The sequence below is a fragment of the Labrys sp. 22185 genome, assembly GCF_052045555.1.
Classification (GTDB): domain Bacteria; phylum Pseudomonadota; class Alphaproteobacteria; order Rhizobiales; family Labraceae; genus Labrys; species Labrys neptuniae.
This window is the reverse complement of record NZ_JBQEPH010000012.1, coordinates 36966-54113: the sequence shown is the minus strand read 5'-3', so window position 1 is coordinate 54113 and position 17148 is coordinate 36966. Positions and strand designations below refer to the sequence as shown.

14 protein-coding genes are annotated in these 17148 nt (G+C 64.5%); 10 read left to right on the top strand and 4 right to left on the bottom strand.

What is annotated here, in order from left to right; translation table 11 throughout:
• The first annotated feature begins 15 nt into the window (after positions 1 to 15).
• From ACTJKX_RS22095 to ACTJKX_RS22060, 8 genes are all read left to right on the top strand, one after another.
• Positions 16 to 918 carry an NAD-dependent epimerase/dehydratase family protein gene (locus tag ACTJKX_RS22095; protein ID WP_440726523.1) on the top strand — a complete coding sequence of 301 codons (903 nt, stop codon included), beginning with the start codon at positions 16 to 18 and terminating at the stop codon, positions 916 to 918.
• Between the two features lie 343 nt (positions 919 to 1261).
• A complete protein-coding gene (locus ACTJKX_RS22090; protein ID WP_367624560.1) occupies positions 1262 to 2089 on the top strand; it encodes a phosphogluconate dehydrogenase C-terminal domain-containing protein in 828 nt (275 codons plus the stop codon).
• 144 nt (positions 2090 to 2233) lie between these two features.
• Positions 2234 to 3583 carry an MFS transporter gene (locus tag ACTJKX_RS22085; RefSeq protein ID WP_440726522.1) on the top strand — a complete coding sequence of 450 codons (1350 nt, stop codon included), beginning with the start codon at positions 2234 to 2236 and terminating at the stop codon, positions 3581 to 3583.
• A 90-nt stretch (positions 3584 to 3673) separates the two neighbouring features.
• Complete coding sequence (locus tag ACTJKX_RS22080; protein ID WP_440726521.1) at positions 3674 to 4615, top strand: D-ribose ABC transporter substrate-binding protein; 942 nt, start codon at positions 3674 to 3676, stop codon at positions 4613 to 4615.
• 343 nt (positions 4616 to 4958) lie between these two features.
• Positions 4959 to 5618 (top strand): DUF2291 family protein, encoded by a 660-nt coding sequence (locus tag ACTJKX_RS22075; RefSeq protein WP_440726520.1) that lies wholly within the window; start codon positions 4959 to 4961, stop codon positions 5616 to 5618.
• Between the two features lie 20 nt (positions 5619 to 5638).
• Positions 5639 to 7195, top strand: a complete 1557-nt coding sequence (locus ACTJKX_RS22070) for a sugar ABC transporter ATP-binding protein (RefSeq protein ID WP_440726519.1) — start codon at positions 5639 to 5641, stop codon at positions 7193 to 7195.
• Positions 7192 to 8256 (top strand): ABC transporter permease, encoded by a 1065-nt coding sequence (locus ACTJKX_RS22065; RefSeq protein ID WP_440726518.1) that lies wholly within the window; start codon positions 7192 to 7194, stop codon positions 8254 to 8256. Before ACTJKX_RS22070 ends, ACTJKX_RS22065 begins: the two co-directional genes overlap by 4 nt.
• Positions 8256 to 9284: a Gfo/Idh/MocA family protein gene (locus ACTJKX_RS22060; protein ID WP_394312789.1), complete on the top strand. Its 1029-nt coding sequence runs from the start codon at positions 8256 to 8258 to the stop codon at positions 9282 to 9284. Before ACTJKX_RS22065 ends, ACTJKX_RS22060 begins: the two co-directional genes overlap by 1 nt.
• Before the next feature lie 236 nt (positions 9285 to 9520).
• Here the strand turns inward: ACTJKX_RS22060 and ACTJKX_RS22055 are convergent, their stop codons facing one another.
• The gene (locus tag ACTJKX_RS22055; RefSeq protein WP_311943496.1) at positions 9521 to 10243 is read right to left on the bottom strand and encodes a transcriptional regulator NanR; all 723 of its coding nucleotides are present in this window, start codon (positions 10241 to 10243) and stop codon (positions 9521 to 9523) included.
• 196 nt (positions 10244 to 10439) lie between these two features.
• On the opposite strand from ACTJKX_RS22055, the gene oiaX reads away from it, so the two are divergent.
• The gene (oiaX, locus tag ACTJKX_RS22050; protein ID WP_394312785.1) at positions 10440 to 11717 is read left to right on the top strand and encodes a 3-oxo-isoapionate-4-phosphate decarboxylase OiaX; all 1278 of its coding nucleotides are present in this window, start codon (positions 10440 to 10442) and stop codon (positions 11715 to 11717) included.
• Positions 11718 to 11736: 19 nt separating this feature from the next.
• The gene (locus ACTJKX_RS22045; protein WP_440726517.1) at positions 11737 to 13068 is read left to right on the top strand and encodes a four-carbon acid sugar kinase family protein; all 1332 of its coding nucleotides are present in this window, start codon (positions 11737 to 11739) and stop codon (positions 13066 to 13068) included.
• A 50-nt stretch (positions 13069 to 13118) separates the two neighbouring features.
• Here ACTJKX_RS22045 and ACTJKX_RS22040 read toward each other — a convergent pair whose 3' ends face one another.
• From ACTJKX_RS22040 to ACTJKX_RS22030, 3 genes are all read right to left on the bottom strand, one after another.
• The gene (locus tag ACTJKX_RS22040) at positions 13119 to 13847 is read right to left on the bottom strand and encodes a CBS domain-containing protein (RefSeq protein ID WP_440726516.1); all 729 of its coding nucleotides are present in this window, start codon (positions 13845 to 13847) and stop codon (positions 13119 to 13121) included.
• A gap of 131 nt (positions 13848 to 13978) precedes the next feature.
• Positions 13979 to 16345: a phosphoketolase family protein gene (locus ACTJKX_RS22035; RefSeq protein ID WP_440726515.1), complete on the bottom strand. Its 2367-nt coding sequence runs from the start codon at positions 16343 to 16345 to the stop codon at positions 13979 to 13981.
• Between the two features lie 60 nt (positions 16346 to 16405).
• On the bottom strand, positions 16406 to 17101 hold the full coding sequence (locus ACTJKX_RS22030) for a helix-turn-helix domain-containing protein (protein ID WP_311943485.1): 696 nt from the start codon (positions 17099 to 17101) through the stop codon (positions 16406 to 16408).
• Between the last annotated feature and the right edge of the window lie 47 nt (positions 17102 to 17148).

Here is a 17148-nt window from a genome sequence, read left to right as displayed (position 1 = left end):
CATGGGCAGGCAATAATGCGTGTACTCGTTACAGGCGGGACGGGGTTTATTGGCAGATGGGCTGCCGCGTCGCTCGCGGCGGCGGGGCACGAAGTCTTCGTCGTCTCGCGTAAACTCGCGACCATGCAGGGATGCAAGATCATCGTCGCCGACCTGCTTGATCCTTCGATGGCGGAGGTCGCCCTTGCCGTATCCAAGCCGGAAGTCGTGCTTCACCTGGCCTGGGATGTGGAGCATGGAAAGTTCTGGGACGCGGAGGCAAATCTGCGATGGACGGTGGCGACGATCCAGCTCGTTTCCGCTGCCCATCAGGCGGGGGTGCGGCGCATCGTGTGTGCAGGCACCTGCATGGAATACGACCTCTCGTCAGGTCATGCCTGCAGCGAAGTGGAAACCAATATTCGACCAAGCACGCTCTATGCTGTTTCCAAGGACGCCGCGCGCCGGATCATCGAGGAATTGGCTGCAACGCGCGGTATCGAGTTCGCCTGGGGCAGGTTGTTCTTTCTGTTCGGGCCGAATGAACACCCTAACAGGCTGGTCTCCTCGATCGTCATGAATCTTCTGGCCCGGCGTCCCGTGCTGATGTCCTCGGGCGTGCAGGTCAGGGATTTCTCCAATGTGCGCGACGCCGGCGAAGCCCTGGCGAGGCTTGCCGTGTCGAGGGTCAACGGCGCGGTCAACATCGCTTCGGGAGAAGCTTTGTGCATCAAGGAATTGGCTGAAGAGATCCGCGCGGTTGCGGGCGGTGTCGGAGAGCTCCGCTTCGGCGCCCTGCCGGATCGCCCCAACGAACCGCCGGTCATCGTTGCCGATGTGACGAGGCTGCGCAACGAGGTCGGATATCGACCGATGGGGACCATGCGCGACCGGCTGTCGGAGACGATACAATGGTGGCAGGCGCGCCTGGAAGCGTAGCGCCACGCCGTGGTCGATGATGGTGCCCGCGCCAGGGATGTAAGCCACCCTCCGCGGGTAACACAGCAATCTGCCTAGGGCACGTCACCGCCATAGGCGAGGCATAAGCGTTGCCTATGCTTCCTGATAATTGAATTACAAAATTCTCCATAATATGTTGATATATTTATAATAATCTATCCGCTGCGTGGGCCATCTCACGCGGCATGTGGCCGTTCGCCGGTATGGCGGCATCGGCACTCGTGAGCGGAGGAAGGGGCGAGAGAATGTCATTATCTTAAGTGATGATTGACTCATCATACCAGTAGATCTATAAGCCTCTCGAATTCGAGAGGAGATCTGCATGACGACGATCGCGCTCTTTGGCGCCGGCGGAAAGATGGGCTACCGGCTGGCCAGCAACCTCAAGGCGTCGAGCTTCGAGGTGCGGCATGTCGAGGTGAGCGCAGCTGGCCAGGAACGTCTCAAGACCGGCCTTGGCCTCGACAGCGTCGCGCCGGATGCGGCTCTGGAAGGGGTCGACGTGGTCATCCTCGCCGTGCCGGATACGCTGATCGGCAAGGTTGCCGCCGGCATCACCGACAAGCTCGAGCCTGGCACCATGGTGGTCGTGCTCGACGCCGCCGCGCCTTTCGCCGGCCATCTGCCGGATCGCCCGGACCTGACCTATTTCGTCACCCATCCCTGCCACCCGCCGATCTTCAACGACGAGACGGAGATGGCCGCCAAGCAGGACCATTTCGGCGGCATCGCTGCCAAGCAGCACATCGTCAGCGCGCTGATGCAGGGCCCCGAGAGTGCCTATGCGCTTGGCGAGGAGATCGCCAAGGTGATCTGGGCACCGGTCATGCGCTCCCATCGCGTCACCGTCGAGCAGATGGCGCTGCTGGAGCCGGGTCTGTCAGAGACCGTCTGCGCGACCCTTCTGGTGGTGATGCGCGAGGCCATGGACGAGGTCGTGGCCCGGGGCGTTCCCCACGAGGCGGCTCGCGACTTCCTGCTCGGCCACATGAACGTGCTCGGCGCCGTGATCTTCGACGAGGTCAAGGGCGTATTCTCCGACGCCTGCAACAAGGCCATCGCCTTCGGCAAGCCGGCCCTCATGCGGGACGATTGGAAGCGTGTCTTCGAGCCGAACGAGATCGCCGACAGCATCCGCCGCATCACCTGAACGGGACCTTGCGACAGCCGTCACCCCTTGGTGGCGGCTGCCCGCATTTGACCGGGCTTGCCGACGATCCGTCGAGCAGCCTACCGCCGGCGCCCTCCATAAAAGAACACACAGGAGGCGACGCTTTGCTCATTGGGAGGAAAAATGAGCTCGAATACCCTCGCGATCGCCCCCGTCGAACGGTCGGCCATTCGTAAGGCGACCTGGCGCCTCGCGCCGTTCCTGGGCCTGATGTTCTTCATCAACTTCCTGGACCGGACCGCAATTTCCTTCGCCGGCCCGCACGGCCTGACCAAGGATCTCGGGCTTACCGCCACGCAATTCGGGTTTGCCGCCGGCATCTTCTTCATCGGCTACATCCTGCTGGAAATTCCCAGCAATCTGGCCCTGCATAAATTCGGCGGCCGCCGCTGGCTTGCCCGCATCATGGTGACCTGGGGCATCGTTTCGCTGCTGTTCACCTGGGTCAGCGGCGTTGCCGAGCTCTATGTCCTGCGTTTCCTGTTGGGCATCGCCGAGGCGGGCTTCTTCCCCGGCGCGATCCTCTATCTCAGCACCTGGGTGCCGGCCCGCCACAGGGCCAACATTCTCGCCCTCTTCTACATCGCCCAGCCGATGACGACGGTGATCGGCGCGCCGCTGGCTTCTTCCCTGATCCAGGCCCATGGCTTTTTCGGCCTCGAAGGCTGGCGGATCATGTTCTTCGGCGTCTCGATCCCGGCCGTCCTGGTCGGCATCGTCACCTGGTTCTACCTGCCGGATTCACCCAAGGACGCGAAGTGGCTGAGCGCCGAGGAGAAGGCCTGGCTCATCGGCGAACTTGCCCGCGAGGACAGTACCAAGCGCGAGCCGCACAATGGTTCGATCGGCGCGGCCCTGTCGAGCGGCCGGGTCTGGATGCTGGCGCTGATCTATTTCGGCATGATCTATGGCCTCTACGCACTGGCCTTCTTCCTGCCCACCATCGTTTCCGGCTTCGAGGCGAAGTTCGCCACCAAGTTCACCGTGTTCCAGGCCGGGCTGGTCATCGCCATTCCCTATCTTCCCGCGGCCATCGCGCTCTATTTGTGGAGCCGCGACGCGACGAAGCGCGGGGTGCGGGCCTGGCATATCGGCATTCCGGCGCTGGTCGGCGCGGCCAGCATCCCGCTGGCGCTCTATATGCCGTCGCCTGAAACCACGGTCGCCTGCATCACCGTCACGGCCTGCGCCATCTTCTCGGCCCTGCCGAATTTCTGGGCCTTGCCGGGGCGTTTCCTGTCGGGTGCGGCGGCTGCTGCCGGCATCGCCCTCATCAACACCATCGGCAATGTGGCCGGCTTCGCCGCGCCCTATGTCACCGGCGCCGTCAAGGACTACACCGGCCTCTACCAGGCTCCGATGATCATCGTGGGGGCTTTCATGCTGCTTTCGGCCGTCCTCGCCTTCCTTGTCGGGCGGGAGATCAGGAAAAGCGGGGAGGGCACGCAGGCCTATGCGCCCCTCAGGCCCTGAGGGCGAATTGGCGGGCCTCGCCAAGCAAGATCCGCCGGACACAACCGGCGGCCATCCGGACTGAACCGTCGACACAAATGGGAGGACGACATGAGCTTGAAACGACTTCTGCTGGGAGCCGCGCTCGCCGGCGTCATGGCATCGGCGACAATGGGCACGGCCCTGGCCGCCGATCTCATCGCCATCATCACGCCGTCGCACGACAACCCCTTCTTCAAGGCGGAGGCGCAGGGCGCCGAGGTCAAGGCCAAGGCGTTGGGCTACGACACGCTGGTGCTGGTGCATGACGATGACGCCAACAAGCAGTCTCAGCTGATCGACACCGCCATTGCCCGCGGGGCCAAGGCCATCATCCTCGACAATGCCGGTGCCGCCGCCACGGTCGCCGCCGTGCAGAAGGCCAAGGATGCCGGCGTGCCCTCCTTCCTGATCGATCGCGAGATCAATGTCGCCGGCATCGCCGCCGCCCAGATCGTTTCCAACAACTACCAGGGCGCCCAGGCCGGCGCGCAGGAATTCGTCAAGCTGATGGGCGAGAAGGGCAATTATGTCGAACTGGTCGGCCGGGAGGCCGACACCAATGCCGGCATTCGCTCCAAGGGCTACCACGACGTCATCGACGACTATCCGGACCTCAAGATGGTCGCGCGCCAATCGGCCAATTGGAGCCAGACCGAGGCCTACAGCAAGATGGAGACCATCCTGCAGGCCAATCCCGACATCAAGGGCGTGATCTCCGGCAACGACACCATGGCGATGGGGGCGATCGCCGCGCTGCAGGCCGCCGGTCGCAAGGACGTGATCGTGGTCGGCTTCGACGGTTCCAACGATGTGCGCGATTCCATCAAGCAGGGCGGCATCAAGGCGACGGTCCTGCAGCCCGCCTATCTCCAGGCCCAGACCGCCGTCGAGCAGGCCGACACCTACATCAAGACCAAGAAGGGCCCCGCGCAGGAAAAGCAGCTGATGGATTGCGTGCTCATCACGCCCGACAATGCCGGCAAGCTCGAAACCTTCGCACTGGCGAATTGACGCTGCGATGAAAGTCGCTCGGGACCCGCCTCGCGATCTATCGACTTCGACTTCACACATCTCGACCAAAACGAGTAAGGCGCCGCAATCCCTCCCTGACTTCGGGGAGGGTGGGCCGGCAAAGCCGGCTCGGGTGGGGTCGAGCGGCGCGATCTCACCAGGTTCGGACCTGCAGGCGTCACTCTCCCCCTTCCGTCATTTCTACGAAATGACACCTTCCCCGAAACCGGGGAAGGATCGTCGCGCTCTTTCTTGCGAAGTTGAGATGTGTGACTGCGATAGGCCTCGCGGGAGGCGTCCCGGGCTCGTTCCAGATCCCGACAATCGAGGCCGGAGCCAATCCATGCCCAGGCTTGCAAACAGGCTGATGATCGCCGCCATGGCGCTCACCCTTGCTGCATGCAAGATCGTGCCGACTGCCGAAGTACAGGCTGCCCGACAGGTCGGCGCTTCGGGCGTTGGCCCCGTCTTCGACCCGGACAAGGCCGTCGACGCGATCTGGGCAGCCAAGGTCCTGCCCTATCTCAAGGCGAAGGCAGGCGATTTCGTCATCGTGCGCGGCCTCGCCGCAAAGAGTGCGGACGAGGCCGGGCAGAAATATGGGTATCGCGCCAAGGAAGGCACCGTGCCCTGGACCTATGTCGTTAAGGCCGAGGGCCGCGTCGTGGCGGCGAATACCGGCTCGCGCGCCGCCACCATCGACGTCGATGTCGACGGGGACGGCAAGGCCGACATGGTGGTGCAGATCGGCCCGGCCCTCCGTGGCACGGCGCTGCGCGACAGCCTTGATTTCGTGTCCTTCAACGCCTTCACGAACCAGATCGAATATGCCCAGTTCGGCAAGGCCTTCAACGCCCGGGTCAATGCCGACGTGCTGCAGGCTTTGCCGCGCGAAAAGCTGATCGGCCGTTCCGTGACGGTGCTCGGCGCCTATGTGTTCGAGCCGGGCGGCAAGCCGCCGCTGGTGACACCCGCCGAACTGAGCCTTGGGGCCGGGTCATGACGGAGGAGGGCCACTCTGTCATGCCCGACCATGACGTCGTCCTGCGCCTGGAAGGCGTGTCGAAGGTCTATTCGGGCACGGTCGCCGTCAGGCATGCCGATTTCGACGTGCGGCGCGGTGCCGTGAACGTGCTGGTCGGCGAGAACGGCGCCGGCAAGTCCACGCTGATGAAGATCATTGCCGGGGTCGTGCAGCCCACGGACGGACGCATCCTGCTCGACGGCAAGCCCGTCACCTTCCGCGATGCCGGGGAGGCGGTCGCCCATGGCATCGGCATGGTGTTCCAGGAGCTCAACCTGTTCGGCAATCTCTCGGTTGCCGAGAACATCTTCGCGGCCCGCGAAATCGTGCGGCTGCCCCTTGGCATCGACCATCGCGAGCAGGAGCGCCGTGCCGCCGAATTCCTGGAACGGCTCGAGGCCGGCATCGATGCCCGCACGCTGGTGGAGGATCTGCGCATTGGCCAGCAGCAACTGGTCGAGATCGCGAAGGCGGTGGCGCAGGATGCCCGCATCCTGATCATGGACGAGCCGACCTCCGCCCTCAGTGCCGCCGAGGTCGAGATCCTGTTCCGCGTCATCGCCGATCTCAAGGCGCGGGGCGTCGCCATCGTCTACATTTCCCACCGGCTCGAAGAGCTCATCCGCATCGGTGACTACATCACGGTGCTGCGCGATGGCCGTGTCACCGGGCAGGAGCGCATCGCCAATGTCGACGTGCCCTGGATCGTGCACCAGATGATCGGCTCCGACGCCAAGGACTTCGCCAAGACGCAGGATCATCCGCTCGGACCGGAAGTCTTCCGCGCGGAGGACGTCTGCCTGCCGCGGGTGAGCGGAGGGCTCGCTGTCGACCATGTCTCCCTGTCGGTCAGGCGGGGCGAAATCGTCGGCATCTATGGATTGATGGGAGCCGGACGCAGCGAATTCTTCGAATGCGTGATGGGACACCACCGCCACGCCACCGGCCGCCTCTTCGTCGACGGCAAGCCGGTGGCGGAAAAGGACGTGACGGGGCGCATCCGCCGGGGCCTGGCCCTGATCCCGGAAGACCGGCAGAGGGAGGGGCTGGTCAGCATCCTCTCGATCGCCGCCAATCTGTCGATGGCCGCCTTCGGTCGCTTCCTCGTCGGCTTCCATATCCGGCGGGCCCGCGAGCAGGCCGCCATTCGCGCCGCCGTCAAGGATTTGTCGATCAAGGTGGCCGATCCCGAGCTGGAGGTGAGTTCCCTGTCCGGCGGCAACCAGCAGAAGGTGGTGATCGGCAAGGCGCTGATGACCGGCCCGAAAGTGCTGCTGATGGACGAGCCCAGCCGCGGCATCGATGTCGGCGCCAAGGCCGATGTCTTCCGCACCATGCGGCGGCTCGCCGCCGACGGCCTCGGCATCCTGTTCGTCACCTCCGATCTCGACGAGGTGATGGCACTGTCGGATCGCATCGCCGTGATGAGCAACGGCAAGCTCACCGCCCTGTTCGAGCGGGCCGAGGCGACGGCCGCCAAGGTGGTGGCTGCCTCCGCGCTCGGCCATGGCCCCGTTCCTTCCCCATCTTCTGCAAATCACGGAGCGCCGGCATGACAGTCGCGCAGGACACCTTGAACCATCCGTCCGCCGGAAGCGGCTCGCTTGCGCTGAACCTGATGAAGCTGCGCACCTTCATCGCCCTGTTCGCCGTGCTGATCTTCTTCTCGCTGGCGGCGCCGAACTTCCTCAGCACGGCCAATCTCATCCTGATGTCGAAGCACGTGGCGCTGAATGCGTTCCTGGCGATGGGCATGACCTTCGTCATCGTCACCGGCGGCATCGACCTGTCGGTCGGATCGATCGTGGGCCTGTGCGGCATGGTCGCCGGCTGGCTGATTCTCAATGGCCTGGACCTTCGCATCGGCTACACCATCTTCTTCAACATCTACGAGGTGATGGCGATCACCCTGCTGGTGGGCATCCTGATCGGCGCCGTCAACGGATTGCTGATCACCAAGCTCAATGTCGCGCCCTTCATCGCGACGCTTGGCACGCTTTATATCGCCCGCGGCCTGGCGCTTCTCTCATCCGATGGCGCGACCTTCCCCAATCTGGTCGGACGCCCCGATTTCGGTACGCAGGGCTATGCCGTCCTGGGAGCCGGACGCCTCCTCGGCCTGCCGGCCTCGGTCTGGATCCTTGCCGTGCTGGCGCTGGCTGCCGCCTATATGGCGCGCTGCACGCCACTCGGCCGCCACATCTTCGCCGTGGGCGGCAATGAGCGCGCCGCGGGGCTATCGGGTATCCGGGTCAACCGGGTGAAGCTCTTCGTCTACATGTTCTCGGGCTTTTGCGCCGCCGTCGTCGGCCTGGTGGTTTCTTCCGAATTGATGGCTTCGCATCCGGCCACCGGCGAGAGCTTCGAACTCAACGCCATCGCCGCGGCCGTGCTCGGCGGCACCTCGATGTCGGGCGGGCGCGGTACCATCGGCGGTACCATCATCGGTGCCTTCGTCATCGGCCTCCTCTCCGACGGGCTGGTGATGATGGGGGTCAGCGAGTTCTGGCAGATGGTGATCAAGGGCCTTGTGATCGTCATCGCCGTGGTGGTGGACCAGGCCCAGCGCCGGCTGCAGCAGCGTGTTGCCTTGCGCCAGATGGCGAGGCTGGCCTGATGGCGTCCTATCGCGGTGCCCTGATCGGTTGCGGCTTCTTCGCCATCAACCAGCTCCATGCCTGGCGAGACGCCGAGGGCGTCGACATCGTTGCCCTCTGCGACCGCGATCCGGAACGTCTCGCTCAGGCGGGCGACCTTTTCGGCATCGACAGGCGCTATGGCGATGCCGAGCAGATGCTCGAGGCGGAGAAGCCGGATTTCGTCGATATCGCCACCACCGTGGCGAGCCACGGCCCGCTCGTCGAGCTCGCGGCGAAGATGGGAATTCCCGTCATCTGCCAGAAGCCCTTCGCGCTTTCGATGGCGGATGCGCGCGCGATGGTCGAGGCCTGCCGCCTCGCCGGCGTGCCGCTGATGGTGCACGAGAATTTCCGCTGGCAGAGTGCGATCCAGGCTGTGAAGACGCGTCTCGACGCCAATGCCATCGGCCGGCCTTTCTGGGCGCGCGTGTCCTTCCGTTCCGGCTTCGACGTCTTCAGCGGCCAGCCCTATCTCGCCGAAGGCAAGCGTTTTATCATCGAGGACCTGGGCATCCATATCCTCGACATCGCCCGCTTCCTGTTTGGCGAAGTGACTCAGCTGAGCGCGCGCACCCAGCGGGTCAACCCTGCCATCAAGGGCGAGGACGTCGCCACGATGCTGCTCGATCACGAGGGCGGCCTGTCCTCGGTGGTCGACTGCAGCTATGCCACAAGGCTGCCGGTCGATCCTTTCCCCGAGACGCTCGTCGAGATCGACGGTTCGGCGGGCACGCTGCTGCTCGGCACGGGCTATCGGCTCGTCGTGAACGGGCCCGGCGGGCGCGAGGAGGTCGATCTGTCGCCGCCTCTGCTGCCCTGGGCCTCGCGTCCTTGGCACAATATCCAGGAGAGCGTGCTCGCCATCCAGCGCCATTGGTTGCATTGCCTGCGCAACGGCAAGGAACCCTCTACCAGCGGGCGGGACAACATCGCCACGATGGCCCTGGTCGAGGCGGCCTATGCCAGCGCCGCCAGTGGCCAGACGATCGAGATGGCCTCGATCTGATGCCGCCCGCCCCATGAGCCACGAGGCGTCGGCATCCCTGGCGCTTCGTTCCTCCCGCTGGGGCGTTTAGGAATTGTCTGGAAATAACTGAAACGCCGCCTTTGTCATGCCCGGGCTTGACCCGGGCATCCAGCGGCCCCGTCTTCAAAAGACTGGATGGGGAGCTGGATTGCCAGGTCAAGCCCGGCAATGACAAAGGTCAAACCAATTCAATTCGTTTATTCTTCGACGCTTTCTCAGGCCGACGCTACGGTCTGGTGAACGTAGAGCGAGGCGGAACGATCGAGGTGTCGGACCATCGCCTGTTCGGCCCCGTCCGGATCATGCGCGATGATGCGGTTGAGGATGTCCTCATGCTCGGAGAGGGTATAGTTCTCCTTGCCGGTCCAGATCAGCAAGTCGGTGTGGTACTGCTTCAGCCAGCCGAGCATGGCTTCGCTCATCGCCTCGAACAGCGGGTTGCCGGAGATGGCGGCGATGCGCGTGTGGAACAGCATGTCCGCATTGATGAAGGCATCGGCGTCGCCAAGGCTTGCGCGCTGGCGCGCCAGGGCTTCCTGCAACCCGGTGACCGCCTGTGCGTCGGCCTTCTGCGCCGCCTGGCGCACCATGCCCAGCTCGAAGAAACGGCGCGCCTCCTTCAGATGCTCCAGCGAGGCCGGGGAGCTCGACAGGAGCACGCTGGCGGCATCGTCGACCTGCTGGAAGATCGATTTGGCGGTCGGCTGGCGAACGCGCGCGCGCTCGCCATGGGAAATGGTGAGCAGGCCGAAAATGCTCAGCTGCTGCATGGCTTCGCGGATGGCGGGACGGCCGACACCAAGGCGGTCCATCAATTCGCGTTCGGAAGGGAAGGGGTCTCCCGGCTGCAGTTCCCCGCCGGTGATCAGCGCCTTGAGGCGGTCGAAAACCTCATCGGAGAGCTTGCGACGGACAATGCGTTGATCGGTGAGGGGCATGGGGCATTCCGGTTGAGGCCGTGGGTTCGGCAGTCTTTGCCGCCTGTTCTTCCGCGAGGCAAGTCCGCTCCTGCAACAGTGCCACCGCTGTCCGGAAACAGACAAGGCGAATTTCCATTGCTTCAACTTAAGTCATGATATACTCATCATACCTGTTAAGCAATTCCAGACCGGGCGCTGCGAGTGCCCAGACTGAATGGGTACCATGTCCGTCATCCGCATGACCTATCGCATCGAGACGGCCGGCGATGTCGAGAAGCTGGCCGCCAAGATTGCCAGTGATCAGTCGACCGGTACCTTCGTCAGCCTGCCGGGCGAGACGCCGGAGCTCAAGGCGCGTGTCGCCGCACGGGTCGCGGCAATCCGCCCCCTGGAGGCCTTGGATGTTCCCTCGATTCCCGACCCGTCGGCACCGGTCGGCGCAATCTATCGGCGTGCCGATGTCGACATCGATTTTCCGATCGAGGCGATCGGCACCGACCTGGCGGCGCTGATGACGATCACTATAGGCGGCGTCTATTCGATCAAGGGGTTCAGCGGTATTCGCGTCGCCGGCATGCAATTGCCAGAGGCCTTCACGGCTGCCTATCCCGGCCCGCAATTCGGGATGGCGGGTACCCGGCGGCTGACCGGTGTCGCCGACCGGCCGGTGATCGGCTCCATCGTCAAGCCTGCCCTGGGCCTGCGCCCGCCCGAATCGGCCGAGCAGGTGCGCGAACTCGTCGAAGCAGAGGTCGACTTCATCAAGGACGACGAGAAGCTGGCGAGCCCGGCCTATTCCAGCCTCGAGGATCGTGTGAAGGCGATCATGCCCGTCATCCTCGATCATGAGCAGAAAACCGGTAAGAAGGTGATGTATGCCTTCGGCATCTCGCATTGCGATCCCGAAGAGATGATGCGCAACCACGACATCGTCGTGCGGGCCGGCGGCAATGCTGCGGTGATCAACATCAATTCGGTGGGCCTTGGCGGTCTGTCTTTCCTGCGCAAGCGCTCGCATCTGGCGTTGCACGCCCATCGCAATGGCTGGGATATCCTCACGCGGCATCCCGGCCTCGGCATGGATTTCGAGGTCTACCAGCAGTTCTGGCGGCTGCTCGGCATCGATCAGTTCCAGATCAACGGTATCCGCGCCAAATACTGGGAGTCGGACGAATCTTTCGTGCGCTCCTTCCAGGCGGTGACGACGCCCCTGTTCGAGGGCGATGTCTGTCCCGTGCCGGTCGTCTGTTCGGGCCAATGGGGCGGCCAGGCGCCGGATACCTATGCCCGTACCGGCAAGACCGTGGACCTGCTCTATCTGTGCGGTGGCGGGGTGGTCAGCCATCCCGGCGGCCCGGCGGCGGGCGTGCGCGCTGTCAGGCAAGCCTGGGAGGCCGCGGTCGAGGGCGTGCCGCTCGAAGCCTATGCGCGCGAGCATCGCGAACTCGCTCAATCCCTGCAGAAATTCGGCGCCGACGCCGCTGCATCCTGAGCCCTACAAGGAAAGAACGATGTCGGGCTTGCTGCTCTCCTATTATGGCGACGACTTCACCGGCTCCACCGATGTGATGGAGGCACTGGCCTCCCATGGCGTGCGTACCGCCCTGTTCCTCCAGCCGCCCACCGCGGCGCAGCGCGAACGCCTGGGCGAGTGCGACGCCATCGGCCTCGCCGGCACCAGCCGCAGCCAAAGTCCGGCGTGGATGGATGCCGAGCTCACCCCGGCCCTCGAATGGCTGAAGCAGCTCGGAGCAGGCGTCTGCCACTACAAGGTTTGCTCCACCTTCGACTCCAGTCCGGCGGTCGGCAATATCGGCCGGGCCATCGAGATCGGCAGCAACGTCTTCGGACAGCGGCAGGTCCCGCTGGTGGTCGGTGCGCCCCAGCTCCGGCGCTACACCAGCTTCGGTACCCTGTTCGCCGGCTATCAGGGCCAGGTCTATCGCATCGACCGCCATCCGGTGATGAGCCGCCATCCGGTGACGCCGATGGACGAGGCGGACCTTCGCCTGCACCTTGCCCGGCAGACGCGGGGCAGCATCGGCCTCGTCGACATCGCGGCGCTGGCAGCGGCCGATGCCGACGACATCGTCGATGCCGTGCTGGCGAGAGGCGAGGACATCGTCCTCCTCGATGTCAACGACGATGCCACGCAACTGCAGGCAGGGCGCCAGCTCCTGCGCCTGCAGCCAAGGCTCGGGCCCTTCGTGGCCGGGTCTTCGGGGGTCGAATATGCGCTGCTGCGCGCCTGGCGGGAAACCGGCCTTGTCGGCGGGAAAAGCTCCTTTGCCGCGCCCGGCATTGCCGATCGCATCGCCGTGGTGTCGGGGAGCTGCTCCCCCACCACGGAGCGGCAGATCCGCCATGCCACCGCCAACGGGTTTGACGGCGTTGCGCTGGACCCGCGTGCGCTCATCAGCCATGGCGAGGCGGCCATTGCCGAAGCCGTCACCACCGGCCTTGAAAGGCTGGAGCAGGGACGCAGCGTCGTCCTCTACACCGCGCTCGGACCAGGCACCGACATCGGTGACGGGTTCGAGGACGACGGGGACCGCAACCGCATCGGCGTGGCGCTGGGCCGGATCCAGAAGGCCCTCGTCGAACGGGCGGGCCTGCGCCGGGCGGTCATCGCCGGCGGCGACACGTCCAGCCACGCCTTGCGCGAGCTTGGAATCTTCGCGCTGACGACGAGGCTGCCCTTGCCGTCATGCCCCGGCTCCCCCCTGTGCACGGCCTATGCGGACGCGCCGGCCTTCGATGGCCTGGAGATCGCGCTCAAAGGCGGTCAGGTCGGCGGCGACGACTATTTTTCGATGATACGCGACGGCCGTGGCTCGGCTTGATCGCGACGGCCGGTCGCGTTTCTCCCATCCGGTGCAAAGCAGAGAAGGGCTCAGTTCGTCTTGTCCTGGCTTTCCGGGGCAGACAGGACAATACCGGTCATCGGTTCGACCCAGCTGATATTGTCGCGTACCGATTGCACGCCGGGCGTGTTCTCGGCGATGATCCGGATGGCGCTGCGCTGGTTTTCATCGGTGATCACACCGCTCAGTTCCACCCGGCCGTTCTGGACCTCGACCCGGATGGCGCCGGCCGGCGCCCATGGCTGGGCCTGGAACTCGGCCTCGATCGTGGCCTTGATGCCTTCGTCGCTGACCGGCTGTTCCTCATAGGGCTGGCGCAGGAACTCGGCTAGGGTCCGCACCAGATCTGCGCGGGACAGCAGGCCGACGACCCTGTCGTTTTCGACGACAGGCAAGCGCTTGATGCCGTGCTGTTCCATGAGGAGCACGGCTTCCTCGAGCCGCTGGTTCGGAGCGACGACGACGACGTCCCTGGTCATCACCTCATCGACCCGCCGCCCATGGGTCTGTGCATAGGCCTGCGCCAGATGCCCTGCCTTGAACAGGGAACTGAACCAGCTTGCCCCGATCTTTTCCGTGCCGAGTTCGGGGCGGCGCAGCAGGTCCCCTTCGCTGAGGATTCCGGCCAGCCGGCCGTCCTCGGTGACAACGGGCAGGCCGCTTATGTGCGAGCGGACCATGAGGTCGATCGCCTGGGATAAAGTGGCTTGGGGCGTCACGCTGACGATGTTGCGTGTCATCACGTCTACGACCCGCATGGTGGCCTCCTTACTGATGGGTGGGCGGCCGGGATATGGCGCGACCCCTGGTTGCTGTCGGATAGCGGCTGAAGCGCAGGCTGCATTGATCTCACGCAAGGCCGCGCGGTTGGCGCCGGACTGGGCGAACCTCAATTCGTCCCATGCGGCCAGACCCAGTTCTTGATCTCCGGCATGTCGTCGCCATGGCGGCGCACATAGTCCTCGTGCTCGATCAGCTTGTTGCGCAAGGCCTGCTTCACATGGGCAGCGGCCGGCAGCAGGCCGGGAATGCGATCGATGGCGGCAATGGCGAGATGGAACCGATCGAGACCGTTCATCACCGTCATGTCGAAAGGCGTCGTGGTCGTGCCCTCTTCCTTGAAGCCATGCACGTGGAAATTGTCGTGATTGGTCCGCCTGTAGGTCAGGCGATGGATGAGATAGGGATAGCCGTGATAGGCGAAGATCACCGGCTTGTCGGTGGTGAACAGCCCGTCGAATTCGCGCTGCTCGAGCCCGTGCGGATGCTGGCTGGGATCCTGCAGGGCCATGAGGTCGACCACATTGACGACACGGATCTTCAGCGAGGGGCAGTGCTGGCGCAGCAGGTCGACGGCAGCCAGCGTTTCCAGCGTCGGCACGTCGCCGGCGCAGGCCATCACCACGTCGGGTTCGCTGCCCTGATCGTTGCAGGCGAAATCCCACAGGCCGATGCCGGCACGGCAATGGCGCACAGCCGCTTCCATGTCCAGCCATTGGGGAGAAGGCTGCTTGCCCGCGACGATGACATTGATGCGGTCGTAGGTGTGCAGGCAGTGGTCGGCGACATAAAGCAGCGTGTTGGCGTCCGGCGGCAGGTAGACCCGGACGATGTCCGCCTTCTTGTTGGCGACAAGATCGATGAAGCCCGGATCCTGGTGGCTGAAGCCATTATGGTCCTGGCGCCAGACATGGGAGCTGAGCAGATAGTTGAACGAGGCGATCGGCTGGCGCCAGGCGAGCTCGCGCGACACCTTCAACCATTTGGCATGCTGGTTGAACATGGAATCGACGATGTGGATGAAGGCTTCGTAGCAATTGAACAGCCCATGGCGGCCGGTCAGCAGATAGCCTTCCAGCCATCCCTGGCATAGATGCTCGCTCAAGACCTCCATCACGCGCCCGTCCGGCGATAGATGGACGTCTTCGGGCAGGCGAGGCTCCATCCAGGTGCGATCCGTTACCTCCAGCACGGCATCGAGCCGGTTGGACGTGGTCTCGTCCGGTCCCATGATGCGGAAATTGCGGGCCTCGGCGTTGAGGCGCATCACCTCGCCCAGATAGCGCCCGAGGACCCGGGTCGCCTCCGCACTGGTCCTGCCGGGGGATGTCACCGCAACCGCAAAGGCGCGCGGGTCGGGGCAGTGCAGGTGATATTTCCGGCCGCCATTGGTGTGAGGATTGGCGCCCATGCGCCGGTCTCCCTTCGGAGCGAGCGCCTTCAGGTCCGGCAGGAGGTGGCCTTCGGCATCGAAGAGCTGGTCGGGCTGGTAGCTTCGCATCCAGGATTCGAGCAAAGCCAGATGACCGGGCTTTTCCGCAAGGCCGCTGAGCGGCACCTGATGGGAGCGCCAGAAGCCCTCGGTCTTGAGGCCGTCGACCTCCTTGGGGCCCGTCCAGCCTTTGGGGCTGCGCAGCACGATCATCGGCCAGCGCGGACGCCCCGTCTCGCCTTTGGTACGGGCCGCATTCTGGATGGCGCGGATGCGGCCAAAGGCCTGATCGAAGGCCGCAGCCATGGCCTGGTGCATCAAGGCGGGCTCCGACCCCTCGACGAAGAGGACATCGTGACCGAGGCCCTCGAAGAGCTTGCGGATTTCCTCGTCCCCGAGCCGGCCCAAAATGGTGGGGCCGGCGATCTTGTAGCCGTTGAGATGCAGGATCGGCAGCACCGCGCCGTCATGGACGGGATTGACGAACTTGTTGGAATGCCAGGATGCGGCGAGGGGGCCGGTCTCGGCCTCGCCGTCGCCGACGACGCAGGCGACGATCAGGTCCGGATTGTCGAAAGCCGCGCCATAGGCGTGAACCAGGGCATAGCCCAGCTCACCGCCTTCGTGGATCGAGCCGGGCGTGTCCGCGGAAGCGTGGCTGGGGATGCCGCCCGGAAAGGAGAATTGCCGGAACAGGCGGCGCAGCCCATCCTCGTCCTCGGCGATCTCCGGATAGATCTCGCTATAGCTGCCTTCCAGATAGGTGTTGGCCACCATGGCCGGCCCGCCATGGCCAGGCCCGCAGATGAAGACGACATCGAGGTCGTCGCGCTTGATGACGCGATTGAGATGCGCATAGAGGAAGTTCAGGCCCGGCGTGGTGCCCCAATGGCCGAGCAGCCGCGGCTTGACATGGTCGAGCGTGAGGGGATCGCGCAGGAGCGGATTGTCGAGGAGGTAGATCTGCCCGACCGACAGATAGTTGGCAGCACGCCAATAGCGGTCGATGAGGGCGAGTTCTTCGGGCTTCAAGGCTGTGGTCATGGCAAGGTCTTCGAGATTTCCAGGAGGGCGGGATGGGGTGCTGGTCGAAGGTGCTTCCAGTTAAACGGCCATGGCGCCGAGAAGTTGCCGATTGCGCAAAACGATCCGGCGGGCATTGGACAGGCCGAGCACGCCCTTGCCGTGAAGCTGGGAGATCACGCGCGAGACGGTTTCGAGCGTCAGGCCGAGATAGTCGCCGATGTCGCGGCGACACATCGGCAGCTCGAACATGCCGGCCACGGCAAGCCGCCGATCCATTTCGAGCAGGAAGGTGACGACACGCTCGAGGGCCGTCTTGCGGCCGAGCAGGATCATATGGTCTTCGGCATGCCTGAGGTCGCGCAAGGCCAGCGCGCGCAAGGCGTTGGCGACACCGATATCCTTGAGGGCGGCTTCTTCCAGGCTCTTGCGCCGCACCAGCCGCACCGTGGTATCGACCACGGCGTCTGCGGTCATGCGATGCACCGAACCCATCTCCAGGCCGAAGATGTCGCCGGGCAGATGGAAGGCGCCGATCTGCCGGCGTCCGTCGTCCAGGAGCTTGCAGGTGCGAACGGCGCCGCTGATGACTTCGTAGGCATAGTCCGCCGGTTCGTCGTCGCCATAGATCTCCTCGCCCTTGTCATAGCCGTGTATCGTCCCGAGCAGCGCAGGCAGGAGCGTAAAGCTGGAGGAACCGAAATTGGCGGTGCCAATGGCGACAGGTGGTGGCGCATCGACCTTTGATCGGGCGGACATTTCGTGGCGAGAGAACATCGTGGCCATCTCCTGGATGCGGCGGATGGCCAAGTCGTAGGCCCGAA